10 protein-coding genes and 1 pseudogene are annotated in these 17,235 nt (G+C 63.0%); 8 read left to right on the top strand and 3 right to left on the bottom strand.

What is annotated here, in order from left to right; all coding sequences use genetic code 11:
- Window positions 1–8: 8 nt before the first annotated feature.
- On the top strand, window positions 9–812 hold the full coding sequence (gene hutG / locus APH34_RS06490) for an N-formylglutamate deformylase (RefSeq protein WP_054900354.1): 804 nt from the start codon (window positions 9–11) through the stop codon (window positions 810–812).
- A 3-nt stretch (window positions 813–815) separates the two neighbouring features.
- Here the strand turns inward: hutG and APH34_RS06485 are convergent, their stop codons facing one another.
- Window positions 816–6,314 (bottom strand): dermonecrotic toxin domain-containing protein, encoded by a 5,499-nt coding sequence (locus APH34_RS06485; RefSeq protein WP_054900353.1) that lies wholly within the window; start codon window positions 6,312–6,314, stop codon window positions 816–818.
- A 146-nt stretch (window positions 6,315–6,460) separates the two neighbouring features.
- Between APH34_RS06485 and pip the strand changes: the two genes are divergently transcribed.
- The 7 genes from pip to APH34_RS06450 all read left to right on the top strand — a co-directional run bounded on the left by pip (window position 6,461) and on the right by APH34_RS06450 (window position 15,218).
- Window positions 6,461–7,432 carry a prolyl aminopeptidase gene (gene pip, locus APH34_RS06480; protein WP_054900352.1) on the top strand — a complete coding sequence of 324 codons (972 nt, stop codon included), beginning with the start codon at window positions 6,461–6,463 and terminating at the stop codon, window positions 7,430–7,432.
- The gene (gene dtd / locus APH34_RS06475; protein ID WP_054900351.1) at window positions 7,429–7,866 is read left to right on the top strand and encodes a D-aminoacyl-tRNA deacylase; all 438 of its coding nucleotides are present in this window, start codon (window positions 7,429–7,431) and stop codon (window positions 7,864–7,866) included. Before pip ends, dtd begins: the two co-directional genes overlap by 4 nt.
- Before the next feature lie 263 nt (window positions 7,867–8,129).
- Complete coding sequence (locus APH34_RS06470; protein ID WP_218187068.1) at window positions 8,130–9,869, top strand: glucan biosynthesis protein G; 1,740 nt, start codon at window positions 8,130–8,132, stop codon at window positions 9,867–9,869.
- Entirely contained in the window at window positions 9,862–12,435 is a 2,574-nt protein-coding gene (mdoH, locus tag APH34_RS06465) for a glucans biosynthesis glucosyltransferase MdoH (protein WP_054900349.1), read from the top strand. Before APH34_RS06470 ends, mdoH begins: the two co-directional genes overlap by 8 nt.
- 217 nt (window positions 12,436–12,652) lie before the next feature.
- Complete coding sequence (locus tag APH34_RS06460; protein ID WP_054900389.1) at window positions 12,653–13,450, top strand: transporter substrate-binding domain-containing protein; 798 nt, start codon at window positions 12,653–12,655, stop codon at window positions 13,448–13,450.
- A gap of 78 nt (window positions 13,451–13,528) precedes the next feature.
- Complete coding sequence (locus tag APH34_RS06455; RefSeq protein WP_054900348.1) at window positions 13,529–14,491, top strand: amino acid ABC transporter permease; 963 nt, start codon at window positions 13,529–13,531, stop codon at window positions 14,489–14,491.
- Window positions 14,484–15,218 (top strand): amino acid ABC transporter ATP-binding protein, encoded by a 735-nt coding sequence (locus tag APH34_RS06450; RefSeq protein ID WP_054900388.1) that lies wholly within the window; start codon window positions 14,484–14,486, stop codon window positions 15,216–15,218. The genes APH34_RS06455 and APH34_RS06450 overlap by 8 nt, the downstream gene beginning before the upstream one ends.
- 32 nt (window positions 15,219–15,250) lie before the next feature.
- On the opposite strand, the gene APH34_RS30275 is transcribed toward APH34_RS06450, so the two are convergent.
- Both APH34_RS30275 and APH34_RS30270 read right to left on the bottom strand, forming a co-directional pair.
- Window positions 15,251–15,955 (bottom strand): methyl-accepting chemotaxis protein, encoded by a 705-nt coding sequence (locus tag APH34_RS30275; protein ID WP_371263297.1) that lies wholly within the window; start codon window positions 15,953–15,955, stop codon window positions 15,251–15,253.
- A 198-nt stretch (window positions 15,956–16,153) separates the two neighbouring features.
- Window positions 16,154–17,194, bottom strand: a pseudogene (locus APH34_RS30270) (methyl-accepting chemotaxis protein); the annotation flags it as partial.
- Window positions 17,195–17,235: the final 41 nt, after the last annotated feature.

Genomic DNA, 17,235 nt, shown 5'->3' with positions numbered 1-17,235 from the left:
GAGGCGAGATGGACAAGGTATTGAATTTCCACAAGGGCCGGTTGCCTCTGCTGATCAGCATGCCCCATGCGGGCCTGAAGCTAACTTCGAGCGTGCAGGATGGCCTGGTCGATCAGGCGCGCAGCCTGCCTGATACGGACTGGCACATCCCGCGCCTGTATGACTTCGCCCGCGAACTGGGTGCCAGCGTGCTGGCCGCCGAGTACTCGCGTTTCGTCATCGACCTCAACCGCCCGGATGACGACAAACCGCTTTACGCGGGCGCCACCACAGGGCTGTTCCCGTCCACTCTGTTCGACGGGCAGCCACTGTTCAAGGACGGCAAGGTGCCGTCTGCCGAAGCGCGTAAAACCTACCTCGATGCAATCTGGCGGCCCTATCACGAGACGCTTCAGGCTGAGCTGGCGCGCCTGCGTGATGAGTTTGGCTATGCGTTGCTCTGGGATGCTCACTCGATCCGCTCGCAGATCCCGCACCTGTTCGACGGCAAGCTGCCGGACTTCAACCTGGGTACCTTCAACGGCGCCAGTTGCGACCCCGAGCTGGCTGAGCAGCTACAGGGCGTATGTGCCCAGGCCCAGGGCTACAGCCATGTACTGAATGGGCGCTTCAAGGGCGGCCATATCACCCGCCATTATGGTGACCCGGCCAACCGTGTTCACGCGGTGCAACTGGAGCTGGCCCAGAGTACCTACATGGATGAACAAGAACCCTTCAGTTACCGCGAAGACCGAGCCGTCCCCACCCAGGCCGTGCTGCAGCAATTACTGCGTACGGTCCTGGAGTGGGGCCAGCTCAGGTTTGGCCGGTAGGGTTCACGTGCGATCCGGGGCTGCCCGTATGGTCAGCTCGCGGATCAGGTTGCGTTCTTTCATCAGTTTGTTGCGGGCCAGCGCCTCGAACTCGCCTTCGAGCGCTTCCAGCGTGCTGCCGGGAAACCGGTCGGGCAGGTCTGTCACTTCAGCCTGATAGGCCTGTTCTATCGCCGCGAAGCGGTCGACATGGGCTTGACGCAAGTGCTCGACCCAGCGCGCGTTGTCGGCGGCAAAGCTCAGAAACGCCTCCCCCCGCTCGCCGTTCTGCACCTGCGTGATCGCGTTGTCCAGTTCGCTGCGGTGTACATCAGCGCTTGCCTCGTAGAGCATGCGATCCAGCGGCACGCCTAGATCCAGCTCGCTGCTCAGGCGGTACCGATAGGCCAGCCGAACCTCCGCTTCGTCCCTGCCTGCAGCCCTGCGGCGCGCGATGGTGTCGAGCTCGTGCAGGCGGTACAAGCGGCGCAGCTCGCGGTAAAGGTTTTCCTCCGAGTCAGCGGCCTCGATCACCAGCTCCTGGTTGGCGATCAGCAGTTCAAGGTTCTGAAATACCAGCAGCGCACCATCGTGGCAGGTCTGGTTACCGGTATCAGGCTGCACCAGTGCCTCCTGGGCCACGGCATTGAACAGTGCGCGGTTATCCGGGCTGACGAGCGCTTTGACCAGAACCATGCGAACCCGCTGGCTGAACGTCTGACGACTCTGCCCATTGCGATACGGCGCGGCGCGGCGCAGGCGACCCACCAGGGCGAGCAGGTTCTGGGCGTCTCCTGCCGCGTCAAGCTGTTGCCAGGTGTCTTTGAGCGCCTGGTTCTCATCAGCGGTGCCGTGCAGCCAGTCCTCGACGTTGGGCGCATCTTCGCTGGTGTCCAGCACAGGGATGTGCAGGTGGCTGCCGATGGAGCCTTCATCGGAGGAGTCCGTGGGCAGGAGGTGGTCCGGGAGGTCCAGGGCAAAGGTATAGCTGCTGGTCGAGGAGGTCCGCGCGCGGTTGATCAAGTCGTTGGTCAGTGGGTTGCCGTACAGCGAAATCGACGAAATGGGGAAGTCGTTTTCAGCATTTTCAACGATGAACGGCGGCAGCTCGGTCAAGCGGTTATCGCTCAGCTCCAGCAGGTCCAAGGGCAGCAAGCTGTTCACCCAGTCGGGCCACTGGGTCAGCCCTGTGCTGTTCAGGTCCAGCCTGCGCAGGCCCTGCAATGTCGCTGGCGCCTCGCTGATGGCGCCGAGGCGGTTACCGCTGAGGTCCAGGGAAACCAGGTGGGTAAGCCGCCCGATACTGTCGAGCGCCTGCTGGTCGATCACAAAGCCCATGTTGCGCATCGTCAGGTCGGTTAACTGGGTCAGGTGCGTGATGGCCAAGGGTAGTGAACGTTGCGCCTCGAGGTAGTCGTCTAAGGTCAGGCGGCTCAACTGAGGAAAGAGCCTGAGTACCCGTTCCAGTTGGGCGGTGGTGCCGCTGACGTGTGCCAGCGCCAGGCTGCGAACGCGTTCGGTGAAGAAACCGGGCAGCTCGGTGGGGAAAAGGTGCAGGGCAATGTTGTCCAGGCGCAGCGTAGTTTGTGTCCGGCCCTGTTCCTGGGCGTGCCAGAACGCGTTAAGCGCCGTAGCGATGCTGTTCCGGCTGGCAAGCACGGCCTGATTTGGCGCTGCGCTGGAGCCGGAGGCGTTGGCCCACTGATCGATCACTTCACGCAAGTGGCGCCGTTGAGCCAGGTGATGGGTGAGGCTTTCCTGAACGTTGGGCGTGACACTCAAGCTCAGGCGCTCTGCGTGGCCATCTTCACTCAGCAGCACACGCAACACATGCTCGTCGATGAGGGTGTTGCCCTGGAGGGAGACGTGGGCCTGGTCGGGCGAGCCGTGATACTCCTCCAGCAGCAACGCCGGTAACGTGCGGATACTGTTGTCGCGCAGCGAAATTTCACGGATGCGAGTCATCGCCGCCTGATTCAAGCCCATCGGCCAGTGATCCAGCAGCGAGCGCTCCAGGCCAAGGTAGTCGAGCTCGAGCTCGCTGAAATCGGGTGGGTTGCGGTCGGCAAGGCGGTTGCCACTCAAGTCCAGCCTTCGCAGGCGTGGCAGTTGGGCCAGTTGCGTCACATCGTATGCGGAAATGGCGATGTTCTGGTTCAGCAGGCTCAGCGATTCGAGCTCGCGCAGATGCTCGGCGATCAGCGGCAGGCTGAGCGCAAAGGCAGAAGGCGGGCTGTCCGGCGTGTAGCCGCGCTGGATGGTCAACGCGCGTAACCCTGAAAACTGCCGGAGCAGGTCGCTCAGACCGGTCTCGTGTTGCCGCCAGTTCAAGAACCCTCCGGGCTCTGTATCGACCAGTTCGAGACTGCGCACGCTTGTGGTAAAAAAATCAGGCAACCGGGTTGGTATCTCGTGCAGCGATACGCCTTGCAGGCGCAATGTCGGGGCATTGCCCATAGCGGGCGCGAAGGCTGTGTCGTACCAATACTGCAGTATTGCCTGACGTACCTCATCCAGCACCGTCTGGCGCTGTGGGGGGCTGGTCGGGTTCGCCTGGTGCCAGTCGTTCAAGCGGTCCTGCAGCTCGGCATTCTGCGCTCTCAATTGCTGCAACCGGGCCTGGATGGCGCTTCGGCTCATGCCGCTGTTTTCCATTGCCGAAAGGATGAGTTCGGCGGCGCGGGGCGAGGCCACGGTCTGGCCGAGCTGGCGCACCACATTGAGCAGGCTGTGGCGCGAAACGCTCCCACTGCGGGCGCGCATGCCGCTAAGCGGGTAGCCCAGACGGCCGTCGGCCAGGCGCATGGGTGAGGTATAACCTGGCCGTGCAAGCCGCATGCCCAGCACTTCCCTGAGGGTTTGACGCGCAAGCAGGGGGGCGGCTTGGATTTTCTGTCGGAGCGCCGTGCCGTGGTCGAGGGCCAGCGCCTGTCGCAGCGAAGGGGTGAGCGCCTCGTAGAGAGCGTCATACAAGGTGTCGTGAATCACCGGCTCCTGGTCCAGGTCGACGGCGTCCCCAACGATGTAGCCAGCCCTGGCACAGATGATCGACCGCTGCAGTGCCGCTTGTCGTGGGCCTATGCTGTCGACCTGGCCTGGCGAAAACCGGCGTTGCTCCAGCACGACCCGGAGGTCTGCGCGCCAGCCGGGAAGCTGTGCCAGGGTGTGCAGGATGAGGCGCTCACTGTCCCAGTTGCGTGGCGCGCGCAGGTACAGGCCTTCGTAGGCGCGAGCGAGGCGGATATGGTGTTGGAAACAGCGGATTTCCTCGCCCAGCCGTCCGGGAATCTTCCCGTGATCCAGGGCCTGCAGTTCGGCCTCGTCCGCACTGGGCAGCAGTGTTTCCAGCACAGGCCTGGGGAGCGTGGGGTAGACCCTGCGAACCAGCTCGGCTCGCGGCCCCTGTGCTGTCAAGCTGGCTGCATAGCGCTGCTCGAACAGGGTAGCGCGTGTGTGCGGTGGCGCCTCTGGGTGGGACCGCTCCAGTTCGTGGTCCAGCTTGAAGCGCAATAAGGTGTCCTGCAGCAACGCCGGTAAGGGTTCGCGCTCTGCAAGCACCCGGCGCAGCACATCCTCCGAGGTACCGCTGACCTGCATGATCTGCCGTGCGGCCTGGTCGTCGAATGCGGCTGTCAGATGCCCCAGGCGGCGGAACAGTTTCAAGCCTTGCCATTCGCGCGGCCGTTCATCTTCCTGCAACCAGGCACCCGCACCGTTGTGGAGCATGCGAGGTTGGTAACGCTCAGGCCCGCGTGGGTGCTCAAGGTGATAGTCGTTGGTCTGGGGATGCTGGCGGATCGAATAGGTCTGGTCTTCCAGTGCCAGCCACATTTTGCCCTGGTGCTGGTACACGCCGAATTCGTCCGGCTGCAGGTCGGCAGGCAGCACGATGTCATGGGCGAACGGGCGCAGGTCGGGGAGCCATAGGCGTGTTTGGCCATCGGGCAGCTCGACGGGTTTGAGTTCTGTGATGAACGACGGCCTTTCGACCGGGATCTTTTCATTGGCCGGTGTGCCTGCTGCACGGCCTGCGGTACCCAGGGCGGCGGTAAGCGCAAGGTTCTCCAGCACATCCAGAAGATCGTCCAAGGCTTTATCGCGATCGCCATCGGCCCAGCTCTCGAACCCTTCGAATACTTCGTAACTCAGCTGGATGACGGACAGGCCCATCATCAACTGGCCCAGGCCGGGTACGAAAAACGCGCCTACGTTGATGGCGTTGAACGCCAGCTGCGAAAAGTAACTGATGCGCTTCTGGGTCGTCTTCTGGTCTTCGAGTGCGGTGGGGACGGCGTGGAAGCGAGCGTCGTCCTTGAGCCGCTGGTACTTCTGGTGCACCAGGGCGTCGACAAAGGGCCGGCGCAGCGGCTGCAAGGTTACTGCGACCCAGTGCGCAGCCTCCTGCCTGGCCTTTTCTAGGAAATCGTGCTGATGACGCTCAGGCACCAGTGCCCGCAGTTCAGCCACAGGGAGGGTGGAAATCTGTTGGCTCACGTGGGCCTGCACTTGATGGCTGGTCGTGTGCACCATCAAAGGCGCAGGTGCGCCTGGCAAGTAAGTGATCAGCACCTCTTTATAGGGCAGCAGCGTCACGTCGTAGGCCAGCAATCGCTCGGGTGAAGGGACAACACCTATGGCCATCGCGCCGGTCAGGGTTACGCCGAACACCTCGAGGAACGCACAGCGTATCGGGCTGCCCAGGTAGTCGGCCTGGCCATCGTCGGCAAGCTTCAGCAGCGCCTGACAAAGGGATTCGTCGATGGCGTTGGTCAGAAAGGCCATATGTACCTGCAGGCGAAAGGCCGAGCGTTCCGTGTCGCTGAAGGCCTGCCAGGCATCGGACGGCGCTGGGGGCGTGGTCGAAGGTGCGTAGACGGCATCGATCATCGTCTGGTATTGCCCGCCGATGTCCAGTTCCCGCACCAGTGCTGCGAATGCCGGTGCGGCCATGGCAATGGGGCGGCCGAGGGGTTGCAGTGCCAAAAAGGTGTTGCTGTCGACCACTCTGGAGGTGAGTGTGTCAACGTCCAGCCCCTCGGCGTGGGTCTCGGCTGCTTCGAAGTTCTGCAGTGCGCAGTGCAACAGCGACTGGGTGGCCAGCTTCAGCGCACGCTGACTGTCAACCAATGGATCGCCAGTGAGAGAGCGTTTATAGGCCACGGCTTTGCTGGCATTGATCAGGTAGGTCCGGGTCACGTCCAGGCGCAGGCCGAAGCGTTGTTCGATGGCCTGGGTCAGTTGCTCGCAGGCAAACCCTTGCAGCGGTGGCAAGGACGCGAGCAAGGTGTGCGCCTGCTCCTGCGCGCGTCGGTAGCTGCCGTATTCCGCCACCAGTGCCCGAGCGGCCGCTGGCCGCTCCAGGCAGGCCTGCTCGAACCACGGTGCGCGGGGACGCGCCGCCGTGCGCAGGTGGCGATAGGTGTCAGGGGGCAAATTGCGCATCCAGGCCGGCGCCTTGCCGGCAATCAGGTGGTGCGGGTGGGCCTCATGGTCTGGGGACGGCGGGATCGAAAAGTCATTCATGGGCAGCGCTCGCTTGATGGAGCTGCGATGCTATGAAAAGGGCTACCGGGCACGTGCATAACATGATCTACCACTGACACATGCTCAAAGCGCAATTCAGGTTTATGATGCCCAACGGCAGACTTAATCCTCACACGGAGTGCGCAATGCAGACCCTCTACCCGCAGATCAAACCCTACGCCCGGCACGATCTGGCCGTGGAAGCGCCGCATGTGCTGTATGTCGATGAAAGCGGCTCGCCTGAAGGTTTGCCGGTGGTGTTCATCCACGGCGGCCCGGGCGCGGGTTGCGATGCCCAGAGCCGTTGCTACTTCGACCCCAACCTGTACCGCATCATCACCTTCGACCAGCGTGGCTGTGGCCGCTCCACCCCGCACGCAAGCCTGGAGAACAACACCACTTGGCACTTGGTCGAGGACCTGGAGCGCATCCGCGAGCACCTGGGTATCGACAAGTGGGTTCTGTTCGGCGGCTCCTGGGGCTCGACCCTGGCCCTGGCCTATGCCCAGACCCACCCCGAGCGGGTGCATGGTCTGATTCTGCGCGGCATCTTCCTGTGCCGGCCGCAAGAGATCCAATGGTTCTACCAGGAGGGCGCCAGCCGCCTGTTCCCCGACTACTGGCAGGACTACATCGCGCCCATCCCGGCGGACGAGCGGGGTGACCTGGTCAAGGCATTCCACAAGCGCCTCACCGGCAACGACCAGATTGCCCAGATGCATGCCGCCAAGGCGTGGTCGACCTGGGAGGGCCGTACGGCCACGCTGCGCCCCAATCCGCTGGTGGTCGATCGTTTCTCCGAGCCGCAGCGAGCGTTGTCGATCGCCCGTATCGAATGCCACTATTTCATGAACAATGCGTTTCTGGAGCCCGACCAACTGATCCGTGACATGCCCAAGATCGCCCACCTGCCGGCCGTGATCGTGCATGGTCGCTACGACGTGATCTGCCCGCTGGACAACGCCTGGGCATTGCATCAGGCTTGGCCGAACAGCGAGCTCAAGGTTATCCGTGACGCAGGCCATGCCGCGTCCGAACCGGGCATCACCGATGCCCTGGTACGTGCCGCCGACCAGATGGCGCGGCGTCTGCTCGATCTGCCCCTGGAAGAAGCATGAAGGGGCTGCTGCAGCGCGTGCGAGGCGCGCGGGTTGAAGTGGCAGGCGAAATTGTCGGTGCCATTGATCAGGGGCTACTGGTGCTGGTGGCGGTCGAGCCTGAAGATACGCGGGATCATGCCGATAAGTTGTTGCACAAACTCCTCAACTATCGGGTGTTCAGTGACGAGCAGGGCAAGATGAACCTGTCGCTCAAGGACAAGGGCGGTGGTTTGCTGCTGGTGTCGCAGTTCACCTTGGCGGCGGATACGCGCAACGGCATGCGGCCGAGCTTTTCGACGGCCGCGCCACCGGCGCTGGGAGCCGAGTTGTTTGACTATTTGTTGCAGCAAGCCCAGGCCCAGCACGCCGAGGTGGCGAGCGGGCGTTTTGGTGCAGACATGCAGGTGCACCTGGTCAATGATGGCCCTGTGACATTTATGTTACAAATCTGAGGTAAAAAAACCCCTTGTTTCTAGGAAAACAAGGGGTTTTGTACGATAAATAGTTGGTCCAGCCTGATGCGTTGTAACGCGACCTGCTGGATAATCGCGCGCTGCGTGGGCCTGCGTTCGCAGGTTCGTTTCACTCTGACTCGAGCATTGTCTGGATCCGTTTGGGGAATCATTACGCCCTTACGGGGTCCGAACAGTGCTCGCCAACCCGGCATTTGTCGCTGGCCGTTGGTTTCATGATCTGTTTTCGGCGAGGGTTGCTCGTGATTGTTAGTCCCCAAAAAGCATCAAGAATCCCCGGCACGCGGCTGCGCAAGGCCCTGATGGCCAGTGTGGCACTGGTCGGCCTGATGAGCGCTGGCCAGCTGTGGGCATTCAATCTTGACGATGTTGCAGCCAAGGCAAAGGATCTGGCCGGCCAGAAGTACGAAGCGCCAAAAAGCAACCTGCCGGCGGTATTCCGCGACATGAAGTTCGCCGATTACCAGAAGATTCACTTCCTGCAGGAAAAGGCCGAGTGGGCCCAGGACAAGACGCCGTTCAAGCTGTCCTTCTACCACCAGGGCATGCATTTCGACACGCCGGTGAAAATCAACGAAATCACCGCTTCCAAGGTCGAGGAAATCAAGTACGACCCGAGCCGTTTCGAGTTCGGTGATGTGCCGCACGATGCGGACACCACCAAGAACCTGGGCTACGCCGGTTTCCGCGTGCTGTACCCGATCAACAAGGCCGACAAGCAGGACGAAATCATGACCCTGCTGGGCGCCAGCTATTTCCGCGTGGTCGGCAAGGGGCACGTATACGGCCTGTCGGCCCGTGGCCTGGCCATCGACACCGCGCTGCCGTCGGGCGAAGAGTTCCCGCGCTTTACCGAGTTCTGGGTCGAAAAACCCAAGCCGGCCGACAAGCACCTGGTGATCTATGCCCTGCTCGATTCGCCGCGCTCCACCGGCGCCTACAAGCTGATTCTGCGCCCAGGCAACGATACCGTGGTCGATGTGCAATCGCGCGTGTTCCTGCGTGATCACGTCAGCCGCCTGGGCATTGCGCCGCTGACCAGCATGTACCTGTTCGGCCCCAACCAGCCTTCCAAGGTCATGAACTACCGTCCGGCCCTGCATGACTCCGAAGGCCTGTCGATCCACGCCGGTAATGGCGAGTGGCTGTGGCGCCCGCTGAACAACCCGAAACACCTGGCCGTTAGCAACTTCAGCGTCGAAAACCCGCGCGGTTTCGGCCTGATGCAGCGTCAGCGCGCCTTTAGCGATTACGAAGACCTTGACGACAACTACCAGAAGCGTCCGAGCGCCTGGATCGAGCCGAAGGGCGACTGGGGCAAAGGCACTGTCGACCTCGTCGAGATCCCGACCGCCGACGAGACCAACGACAACATCGTTGCCTTCTGGAGCCCGGAAAAGCTGCCTGAGCCCGGCAAACCGTTCGAGTACGCCTACCGCCTGCACTGGACCATCGAAGAGCAGCAGTTCCAGGCGCCGGACCTAGGCTGGGTCAAGCAGACCCTGCGGTCCACCGGCGACGTCAAGCAGTCCAACCTGATCCGTCAGCCGGACGGCAGCGTGGCCTTCCTGGTCGATTTCGCCGGCCCGGCGCTGGCAGCCCTGCCGGAAGACACCGCCGTGCGTAGCCAGATCAGCGTCGGCGACAATGCCGAGGTGGTCGAGAACAATCTGCGCTATAACCCGGAGACCAAGGGCTGGCGCCTGACCCTGCGCCTGAAGGTCAAGGAAGCCAACAAGGCTACCGAAATGCGCGCTGCGCTGGTCCGTGACGTGCCGGCCGAGGCGGCCAAGCCTGCCCAGGAAGCCAAGCAGGAAAAACCCGCTGCCAAGCACGCCAAGCACGAAAAAACTGCCAAGGCGCAGGAGCCAGCCAAGGCCGAACAACCTGCCGCCGATGCGGCGTCCACCAACGGGACCCCGGCCACCACCGAGAAAGTGCTGACCGAGACCTGGAGCTATCAGTTGCCTGCCGATGAGTAACTCAAGCGCAAGGCCAGAATCGCTTGGCGAGTACCTGGCCCACCTCCCACTGAGCGACGAGCAGCGCGCTGAACTCGCCAGCTGCACGTCGTTCAGCGAGCTGCACCAACGCCTGGCGGCCAACCCAGTCGCCAACGCCAGCGAGGCCGTGCAGGCCTCGGTTGGCCCGCGCCTGACCGTGGGCAGCGCCGCCGAGCTGGAAGAGGCCCAGATGCTCGGCCTCGACGGCAGTGGCCGGTTGTGCCTGAAGATCGCGCCACCGATCAAGCGTACCCGCGTGGTGCCCGAGCCATGGCGCACCAATGTGCTGGTCCGCATGTGGCGGCGCATGACCGGGCGCACCAATGCCCCGCAGCCGGTGGAGCGCGAGCTACCCAAGGCGCGCTGGCGCACGGTCGGTTCGATCCGCCGCTACATCCTGCTGGCCTTGATGATCGGCCAGACCATCGTCGCCGGCTGGTACATGAAGGGCATCCTGCCGTATCAGGGCTGGTCTTTCGTCGACCTCGACGAAGTCGTCAGGCAGCCGCTCTGGGACACCGTGGTGCAGGTCTGGCCCTATGCCCTGCAAACGTCCATCCTGATCCTCTTCGGTATTCTTTTCTGCTGGGTTTCGGCGGGTTTCTGGACCGCGCTGATGGGCTTTCTGGAGTTGCTCACCGGGCGTGACAAGTATCGTATCTCCGGCAGCAGCGCCGGGAGTGAGCCGATTGCCCCCGAAGCGCGCACCGCGCTGGTGATGCCGATCTGCAACGAAGACGTGCCGCGGGTGTTCGCTGGCCTGCGGGCGACCTTCGAGTCCGTCGCTGCAAGCGGCAACCTCGACCGTTTCGACTTCTTCGTGCTCAGCGACACCAATGACACCGATATCGCCGTGGCCGAGCAACAGGCCTGGCTGGACGTGTGCCGCGAGACCAAGGGCTTCGGCCGCATCTTCTATCGCCGTCGCCGCCGACGGGTCAAGCGCAAGAGCGGTAACCTCGACGACTTCTGCCGTCGCTGGGGCGGCGAGTACAAGTACATGGTCGTGCTCGACGCCGACAGCGTCATGAGCGGCGAGTGCTTGAGCAGCCTGGTGCGCCTGATGGAGGCCAACCCGGACGCCGGCATCATCCAGACTGCCCCCAAGGCGTCGGGCATGGACACCCTGTATGCACGCATGCAGCAGTTCGCCACCCGTGTATACGGCCCGCTGTTCACCGCCGGCCTGCACTTCTGGCAGTTGGGCGAGTCGCACTACTGGGGCCATAACGCGATCATCCGCATGAAGCCGTTCATCGAGCACTGCGCCCTGGCGCCGTTGCCGGGCAAGGGCGCGTTTGCCGGTGCGATCCTTTCCCACGACTTCGTCGAAGCCGCGCTGATGCGCCGCGCCGGCTGGGGCGTGTGGATCGCCTACGACCTGCCGGGCAGCTACGAAGAGCTGCCGCCCAACCTGCTCGATGAACTCAAGCGTGACCGACGCTGGTGCCACGGCAACCTGATGAACTTCCGCCTGTTCCTGGTCAAGGGCATGCACCCGGTGCACCGTGCGGTGTTTCTCACCGGCGTGATGTCGTACCTGTCGGCGCCGCTGTGGTTCTTCTTCCTGGTACTGTCCACTGCACTGCTGGCGACCAATACGCTGATGGAACCGCAGTATTTCATCGAGCCGTATCAGCTTTACCCGCTGTGGCCGCAGTGGCACCCGGAAAAGGCCGTTGCGCTGTTCTCCACCACCATCGTGCTGCTGTTCCTGCCCAAGCTGCTCAGTATCATCCTGATCTGGGCCAAGGGCGCGGTTGAGTTCGGTGGGCGCATCAAGGTCACCCTGTCGATGCTGATGGAGATGCTGTTCTCCATGTTGCTGGCCCCGGTGCGGATGATTTTCCACACCCGCTTCGTGCTGGCCGCGTTCCTCGGCTGGGCGGCGACCTGGAATTCGCCCCAGCGTGACGACGACTCTACCCCGTGGAGCGAAGCGGTGCGCCGCCATGGCCCGCAGACCCTGCTGGGCTTCGCCTGGGCCGCGCTGGTGGCCTGGCTGAACCCAAGCTTCCTGTGGTGGCTGGCGCCCATCGTCGGTTCACTGGTGCTGTCGATCCCGGTGTCCGTGATTTCCAGCCGCACGCGCCTGGGCCTGGCAGCCAAGGACGAGAAACTGTTCCTGATCCCTGAGGAATACGCGACGCCTCAGGAGCTGCTGGCGACGGACCAGTACACCCACGAGAACCGCTGGCATGCCCTGCACGACGGCTTCGTGCGGGCAGTGGTCGACCCGCGGCAGAACGCCCTGGCCTGCGCCATGGCCACTGCCCGCCATGGCCAGGCGGCACCGATCGAAGCGCTGCGCGCTGAGCGTGTGGCCAAGGCGATCGAGGTTGGCCCAAAAGGGCTGGACCTCAGCACGCGCCTGGCCTTGCTCAGCGACCCAGTTGCCCTGTCGCGCCTGCATGAGCAGGTCTGGGCCGAGCACAATGCGGCGTGGATCGACGTGTGGCGCGCGTCGATCAAGAACGACCCGCATTCGCCGCTGTTGCCGCTGCACCCGGAGAATGAAGGCCAACCGGCACTCGTCGGCGCCTGATCGACCCCTGGGTTTGCAGCCCATTCGCCGGCTCGCCGGCGAATGGGGGCTACCCCATCGCCCTGATCACCTACGGATTTTGGCCAACAAAGTCCCCCCTGGCTCTAGGTCCCAGAGCCGCCATGCGTTAGCATCCCTCTCCGATAAGCCACGCCGGCCAGTACGGCCGTGCCAACAATAAGATTCGCTACTTTTCTTGCTAGGGGACTTGGTGATGATGAAGAAATACCTTTCGCGGCTGCTGGTAGGCGTCACCGCGCTGGTCGCAGTGGCCTCGGCCCAGGCCGGCGCCATCGACGACGCGGTCAAGCGCGGCACCCTGCGGGTGGGCATGGACCCAACCTACATGCCGTTCCAGATGACCAACAAGCGCGGCGAGATCATCGGCTTCGAAGTCGATATCCTTAAAGCCATGGCCAAGTCCATGGGCGTCAAGTTCGAGGCAGTCTCCACCGCCTATGACGGGATCATTCCCGCCCTGCTGACCGACAAGTTCGACATCATCGGCAGCGGCATGACCCTCACCCAGGAACGCAACCTGCGCCTGAACTTCAGCGAACCCTTCATCGTGGTTGGCCAGACCCTGCTGATCCGCAAGGAGCTGGCGGGCGAAATCAAGTCGTACAAAGACCTGAACAACGAGAAGTACCGCATCACCTCCAAGCTGGGCACCACCGGTGAGATGGTGTCCAAGAAGCTGATCGCCAAAGCCAAGTACCACGGCTACGACAACGAGCAGGAAGCGGTGATGGACGTGGTCAACGGCAAGGCTGATGCCTTCGTCTACGACGCGCCGTACAACGTGGTGGCGGTCGAGAAGGCGGGTGCTGGCAAGCTGCTGTTCCTCGAGGAGCCGTTCACCTACGAGCCGCTGGCCTTCGGCCTGAAGAAAGGCGACTACGACAGCATCAACTTCATCAACAACTTCCTGCACCAGATCAAGCATGACGGGACCTACGATCGTATCCACGACAAGTGGTTCAAGAACAAGGACTGGCTGAAGGAAATGGAATAAGGCCCAGGCCACAAGCCCCAGGCTTTGACCCCAACGCGCAGGTAAACCCTGCGCGTTCGCATTTACGGAAGTACCCACGTGATCAAACACAAGAAAGCCCAGTGGCCCTGGCATGCGCTGACCGCGCTGGTCCTGGTGGGCCTGGCGATCAGCCTGTACCTGGCCACCTCGATGATTTCCTATGAGTGGCGCTGGAACCGCGTACCACAGTACTTTGCCTACAAGGCCGAGGAAGTGCAGCGTGCCAGCGGTTACGGCACGGTGCAGGAAATTGTCGTCTCCGGCGATAACGCCCGCGTTACGCTCAAGGACGAGAACGGTGATGAGCAAGTGCTCGACGTGGCGAAGGACAGCCTGCAACTGAGCCGCGGTGACGATGTCGCCGAAGGCGACCAGGTCGGCGTCACCCGCCACTGGGCGGCGGGCCCGCTGGCCTGGGGCCTGTGGACCACGCTGTGGCTTTCGGTGGTATCCGGTGCCTTGGGGCTGCTGATCGGCCTGTTCGCAGGCTTGTGCCGGCTGTCGAACAACCCGACCCTGCGCGACCTGTCGACCGTGTATGTCGAGCTGGTGCGCGGCACGCCGCTGCTGGTGCAAATCTTCATCTTCTACTTCTTCATCGGCACCGTGCTCAACCTGTCCCGCGAGTTCGCCGGGGTCGCGGCGCTGGCGCTGTTCACCGGTGCCTACGTGGCGGAGATTGTACGTGCCGGCGTGCAGTCGATCGCCAAGGGCCAGAACGAAGCCGCCCGCTCGCTGGGCCTGAACGCCAGCCAGTCGATGCGCCACGTGATCCTGCCGCAGGCTTTCAAGCGCGTGCTGCCGCCCCTGGCAGGGCAGTTCATCAGCCTGGTCAAGGACACCTCGCTGGTGTCGGTGATTGCCATCACTGAATTGACCAAGAGCGGCCGTGAGGCCATCACCACCTCGTTCTCGACCTTCGAGATCTGGTTCTGCGTGGCAGGCCTGTACCTGCTGATCAACCTGCCGCTGTCGCACCTGGCCAGCCGGCTCGAGCGGAGGCTTGCGCAAAGTGATTGAAGTCCGTGACCTGTTGAAAGTCTTCGATACCCGGGGCCAGGTGGTTCGTGCGGTGGACAACGTCACCACCCAGGTGGCCAAGGGTGAAGTGGTGGTGGTGCTGGGCCCGTCGGGTTCCGGCAAGTCGACCTTCCTGCGCTGCCTGAATGGCCTTGAGCACTTCGACGAAGGCCATGTGGCCATCAACGGCCTGCGCCTTGAAGACCCGAAGACCGATATCAACGCCTACCGCCGTGAAGTCGGCATGGTGTTCCAACATTTCAACCTGTTCCCGCACATGACGGTGCTGGAAAACCTGTGCCTGGCGCAGAAGGTCGTGCGCAAGCGCGGCAAGGCCGAGCGTGAGGCCAAGGCGCGGGCGCTGCTGGAGAAGGTAGGCATTTCGCAGAAGGCCAACGAATACCCCTCGCGGCTTTCCGGTGGCCAGCAGCAGCGGGTAGCGATTGCCCGCGCCTTGGCGATGGAGCCTAAGGTGATGCTGTTCGACGAGCCGACCTCGGCGCTGGACCCGGAAATGGTCGGCGAGGTGCTGGACGTGATGAAGACCCTCGCCCAGGAAGGCATGACCATGGTTTGTGTCACCCATGAAATGGGTTTTGCCCGGGAAGTGGCGGACCGCGTGCTGTTCTTCGATCACGGCAAGCTACTGGAAGATTCGCCGCCGAACGAGTTCTTTGCCGCGCCGAAGGACCCGCGGGCGCAGGCGTTTCTGCGCCAGGTGCTGTAACGCTACGGGGCCGCGCAGCGGCCCCGGCAATCTCAGAGGCTGAACCGCCCCACCATCCCCCGCAGTTGCTGCCCCAGGTGCTCCAGCTCCCCGCTCGACGCCGCGGTCTGCTCACTGGCCGCGCTGGTCTGGTCTGACACGTCGCGCACGTTGATCACGCTGCGGTTGATCTGGTCGGCGACTACGCTCTGTTCTTCGCTGGCCGTGGCAATCTGCTGGTTCATACCCTGAATGCTCGACACCGTATCGGTGATCTGGCTCAAGGCTTGCCCGGCCTTGCGGCTCAGCTCGACACTCTGCTCGGTCAGCCGTTTGCTATTGTCGAGCAGGCTGGTGACCTCATCGGTGCCGCTGTGCAGGCTTTCAATCAATTGTTCGATCTCTTCAGTGGATTGCTGAGTACGTTGAGCCAGCCCGCGTACCTCGTCCGCTACCACCGCAAAGCCACGCCCGGCCTCGCCAGCGCGGGCGGCCTCGATGGCCGCGTTCAACGCCAGCAGGTTGGTCTGCTCGGACACCGACTTGATGACATCCAGAATGCTGCCGATGCGCTGGCTTTCACCGGCCAGGTGTTGCATGGCGGCCAGGCACTCGTCCATCTGCCCGGCCAGTCGTTCAATGCGCTCAATGGCATCGGCCACCACCTGGTCACCCACCTGCGCTTGCTGGTCGGCGTTGGTTGCCGCCAACGAGGCCCTCTCGGCATTCTGCGCTACCTCCTGAACCGTCGCGCTCATTTGGTTCATGGCGGTGGCCACCTGGTCAGTTTCCTCGCGCTGCTGGTTGATGCGCAGCTTGGTGTTTTCGCTGCTGGCAGCCAGCTGCGTGGCGGCCTGTGACAGGTGGCCCACTCCCTGGTCGATACCGCCAATCAGCTCGCGCAGGCTCAGGGTCATTTCGCGCATGCTGGTTTGCAGTTGACCCATCTCGTCACGGCGCTGTACTGGCTCCAGCTGGCTCAGGTCGCCACGGGCGATGCGCGCCGCCACAGACAGGGTCTGGCCCAAGGGTTGGGTGATCTGCTGGGTAATCAGCCAACCAGCCAGCACGCCCACCAGCAGCGCCAAAAGGGCCACACTGGTCAATAGCGAGCGCGCTGCCAGCGCCTCGCTGTCACGTTGTTCGATCTTTTTGGCGCTCAACTCAAGGCTGGTCGCCCGCAGCTGGTTGCCCATCTGCTCCATTTCATTTTGCAGCTGCTCCACCTGCAGGGCGGTACGCCGGTATTGGTCAAGGCTGGCGCGATACCTGGCCAGTTCCAGGCCTGGCTGCTCCATCACCGCGCGCGGCAGGCCCAGTGCAGCCAGGCCTTTGAGCAATTGGGCGAGGCTGGTGTCGGCGGCGGTCAGGGCAGCGTCGCCCACCTTGGCGAAATCCTCCAGCGGCGAAAAGGTATAGGCGGGTACCAGGCTCTGCTGGTTGGCGCCGTCGATGTGTCGGCTGAGGGTATCCATCAGGCCCAGCACACCACCTTGCTGACTGTCGGCGGGCATCTTCAGCAGCGCTTGGGTCTGCAGCTCGTCGATGGCGTCATTGAGCTTCTGTTCCTGCACCTGCATGGCCTCGCGCAAGGCACGCCGGTGCTCAACGCTGCGCTGCAAGGTGGTGAAGTTTTCGCGCAGGTGCTGCAGCATCTGCACCTTCTGGCTCAGCATCTGGTGCGACTCATCGACGCTGCTGCGTTGCTGCAGCAGGGTCAGCTTGGCTTCCAGTTGCTCAAGGGTGCTGGCGATCTGCGCCTTGCTGGTTTCGTCGGCGAGCACCCTGTAGGTGATGCGTTCGGCACGCAGGTCTTTGGCCAGGTCATTGATCTGGCCAATTTCACTGAGTTGCTCCGAGCGGGTGATGGCGCCGTCCAGGGCACGCCAGCCGCTCACGGTGGTGGCCAGGGTGAGCAGCAGGACCACGGCGAAGCCCAGGGCGAGCTTGGCGCCGACACTTATGTTGCCGAGTCTGCGGTTGAGGTAGCCGAACATGGCAAGTCTCCGTCCAGGTGAGAAGGGATGCCACGCCGGCC

Origin of the sequence: Pseudomonas sp. NBRC 111131, from assembly GCF_001320525.1 — a bacterium.
GTDB lineage: Bacteria > Pseudomonadota > Gammaproteobacteria > Pseudomonadales > Pseudomonadaceae > Aquipseudomonas > Aquipseudomonas ceruminis.
This window is presented reverse-complemented; position numbering and strand designations above follow the sequence as displayed.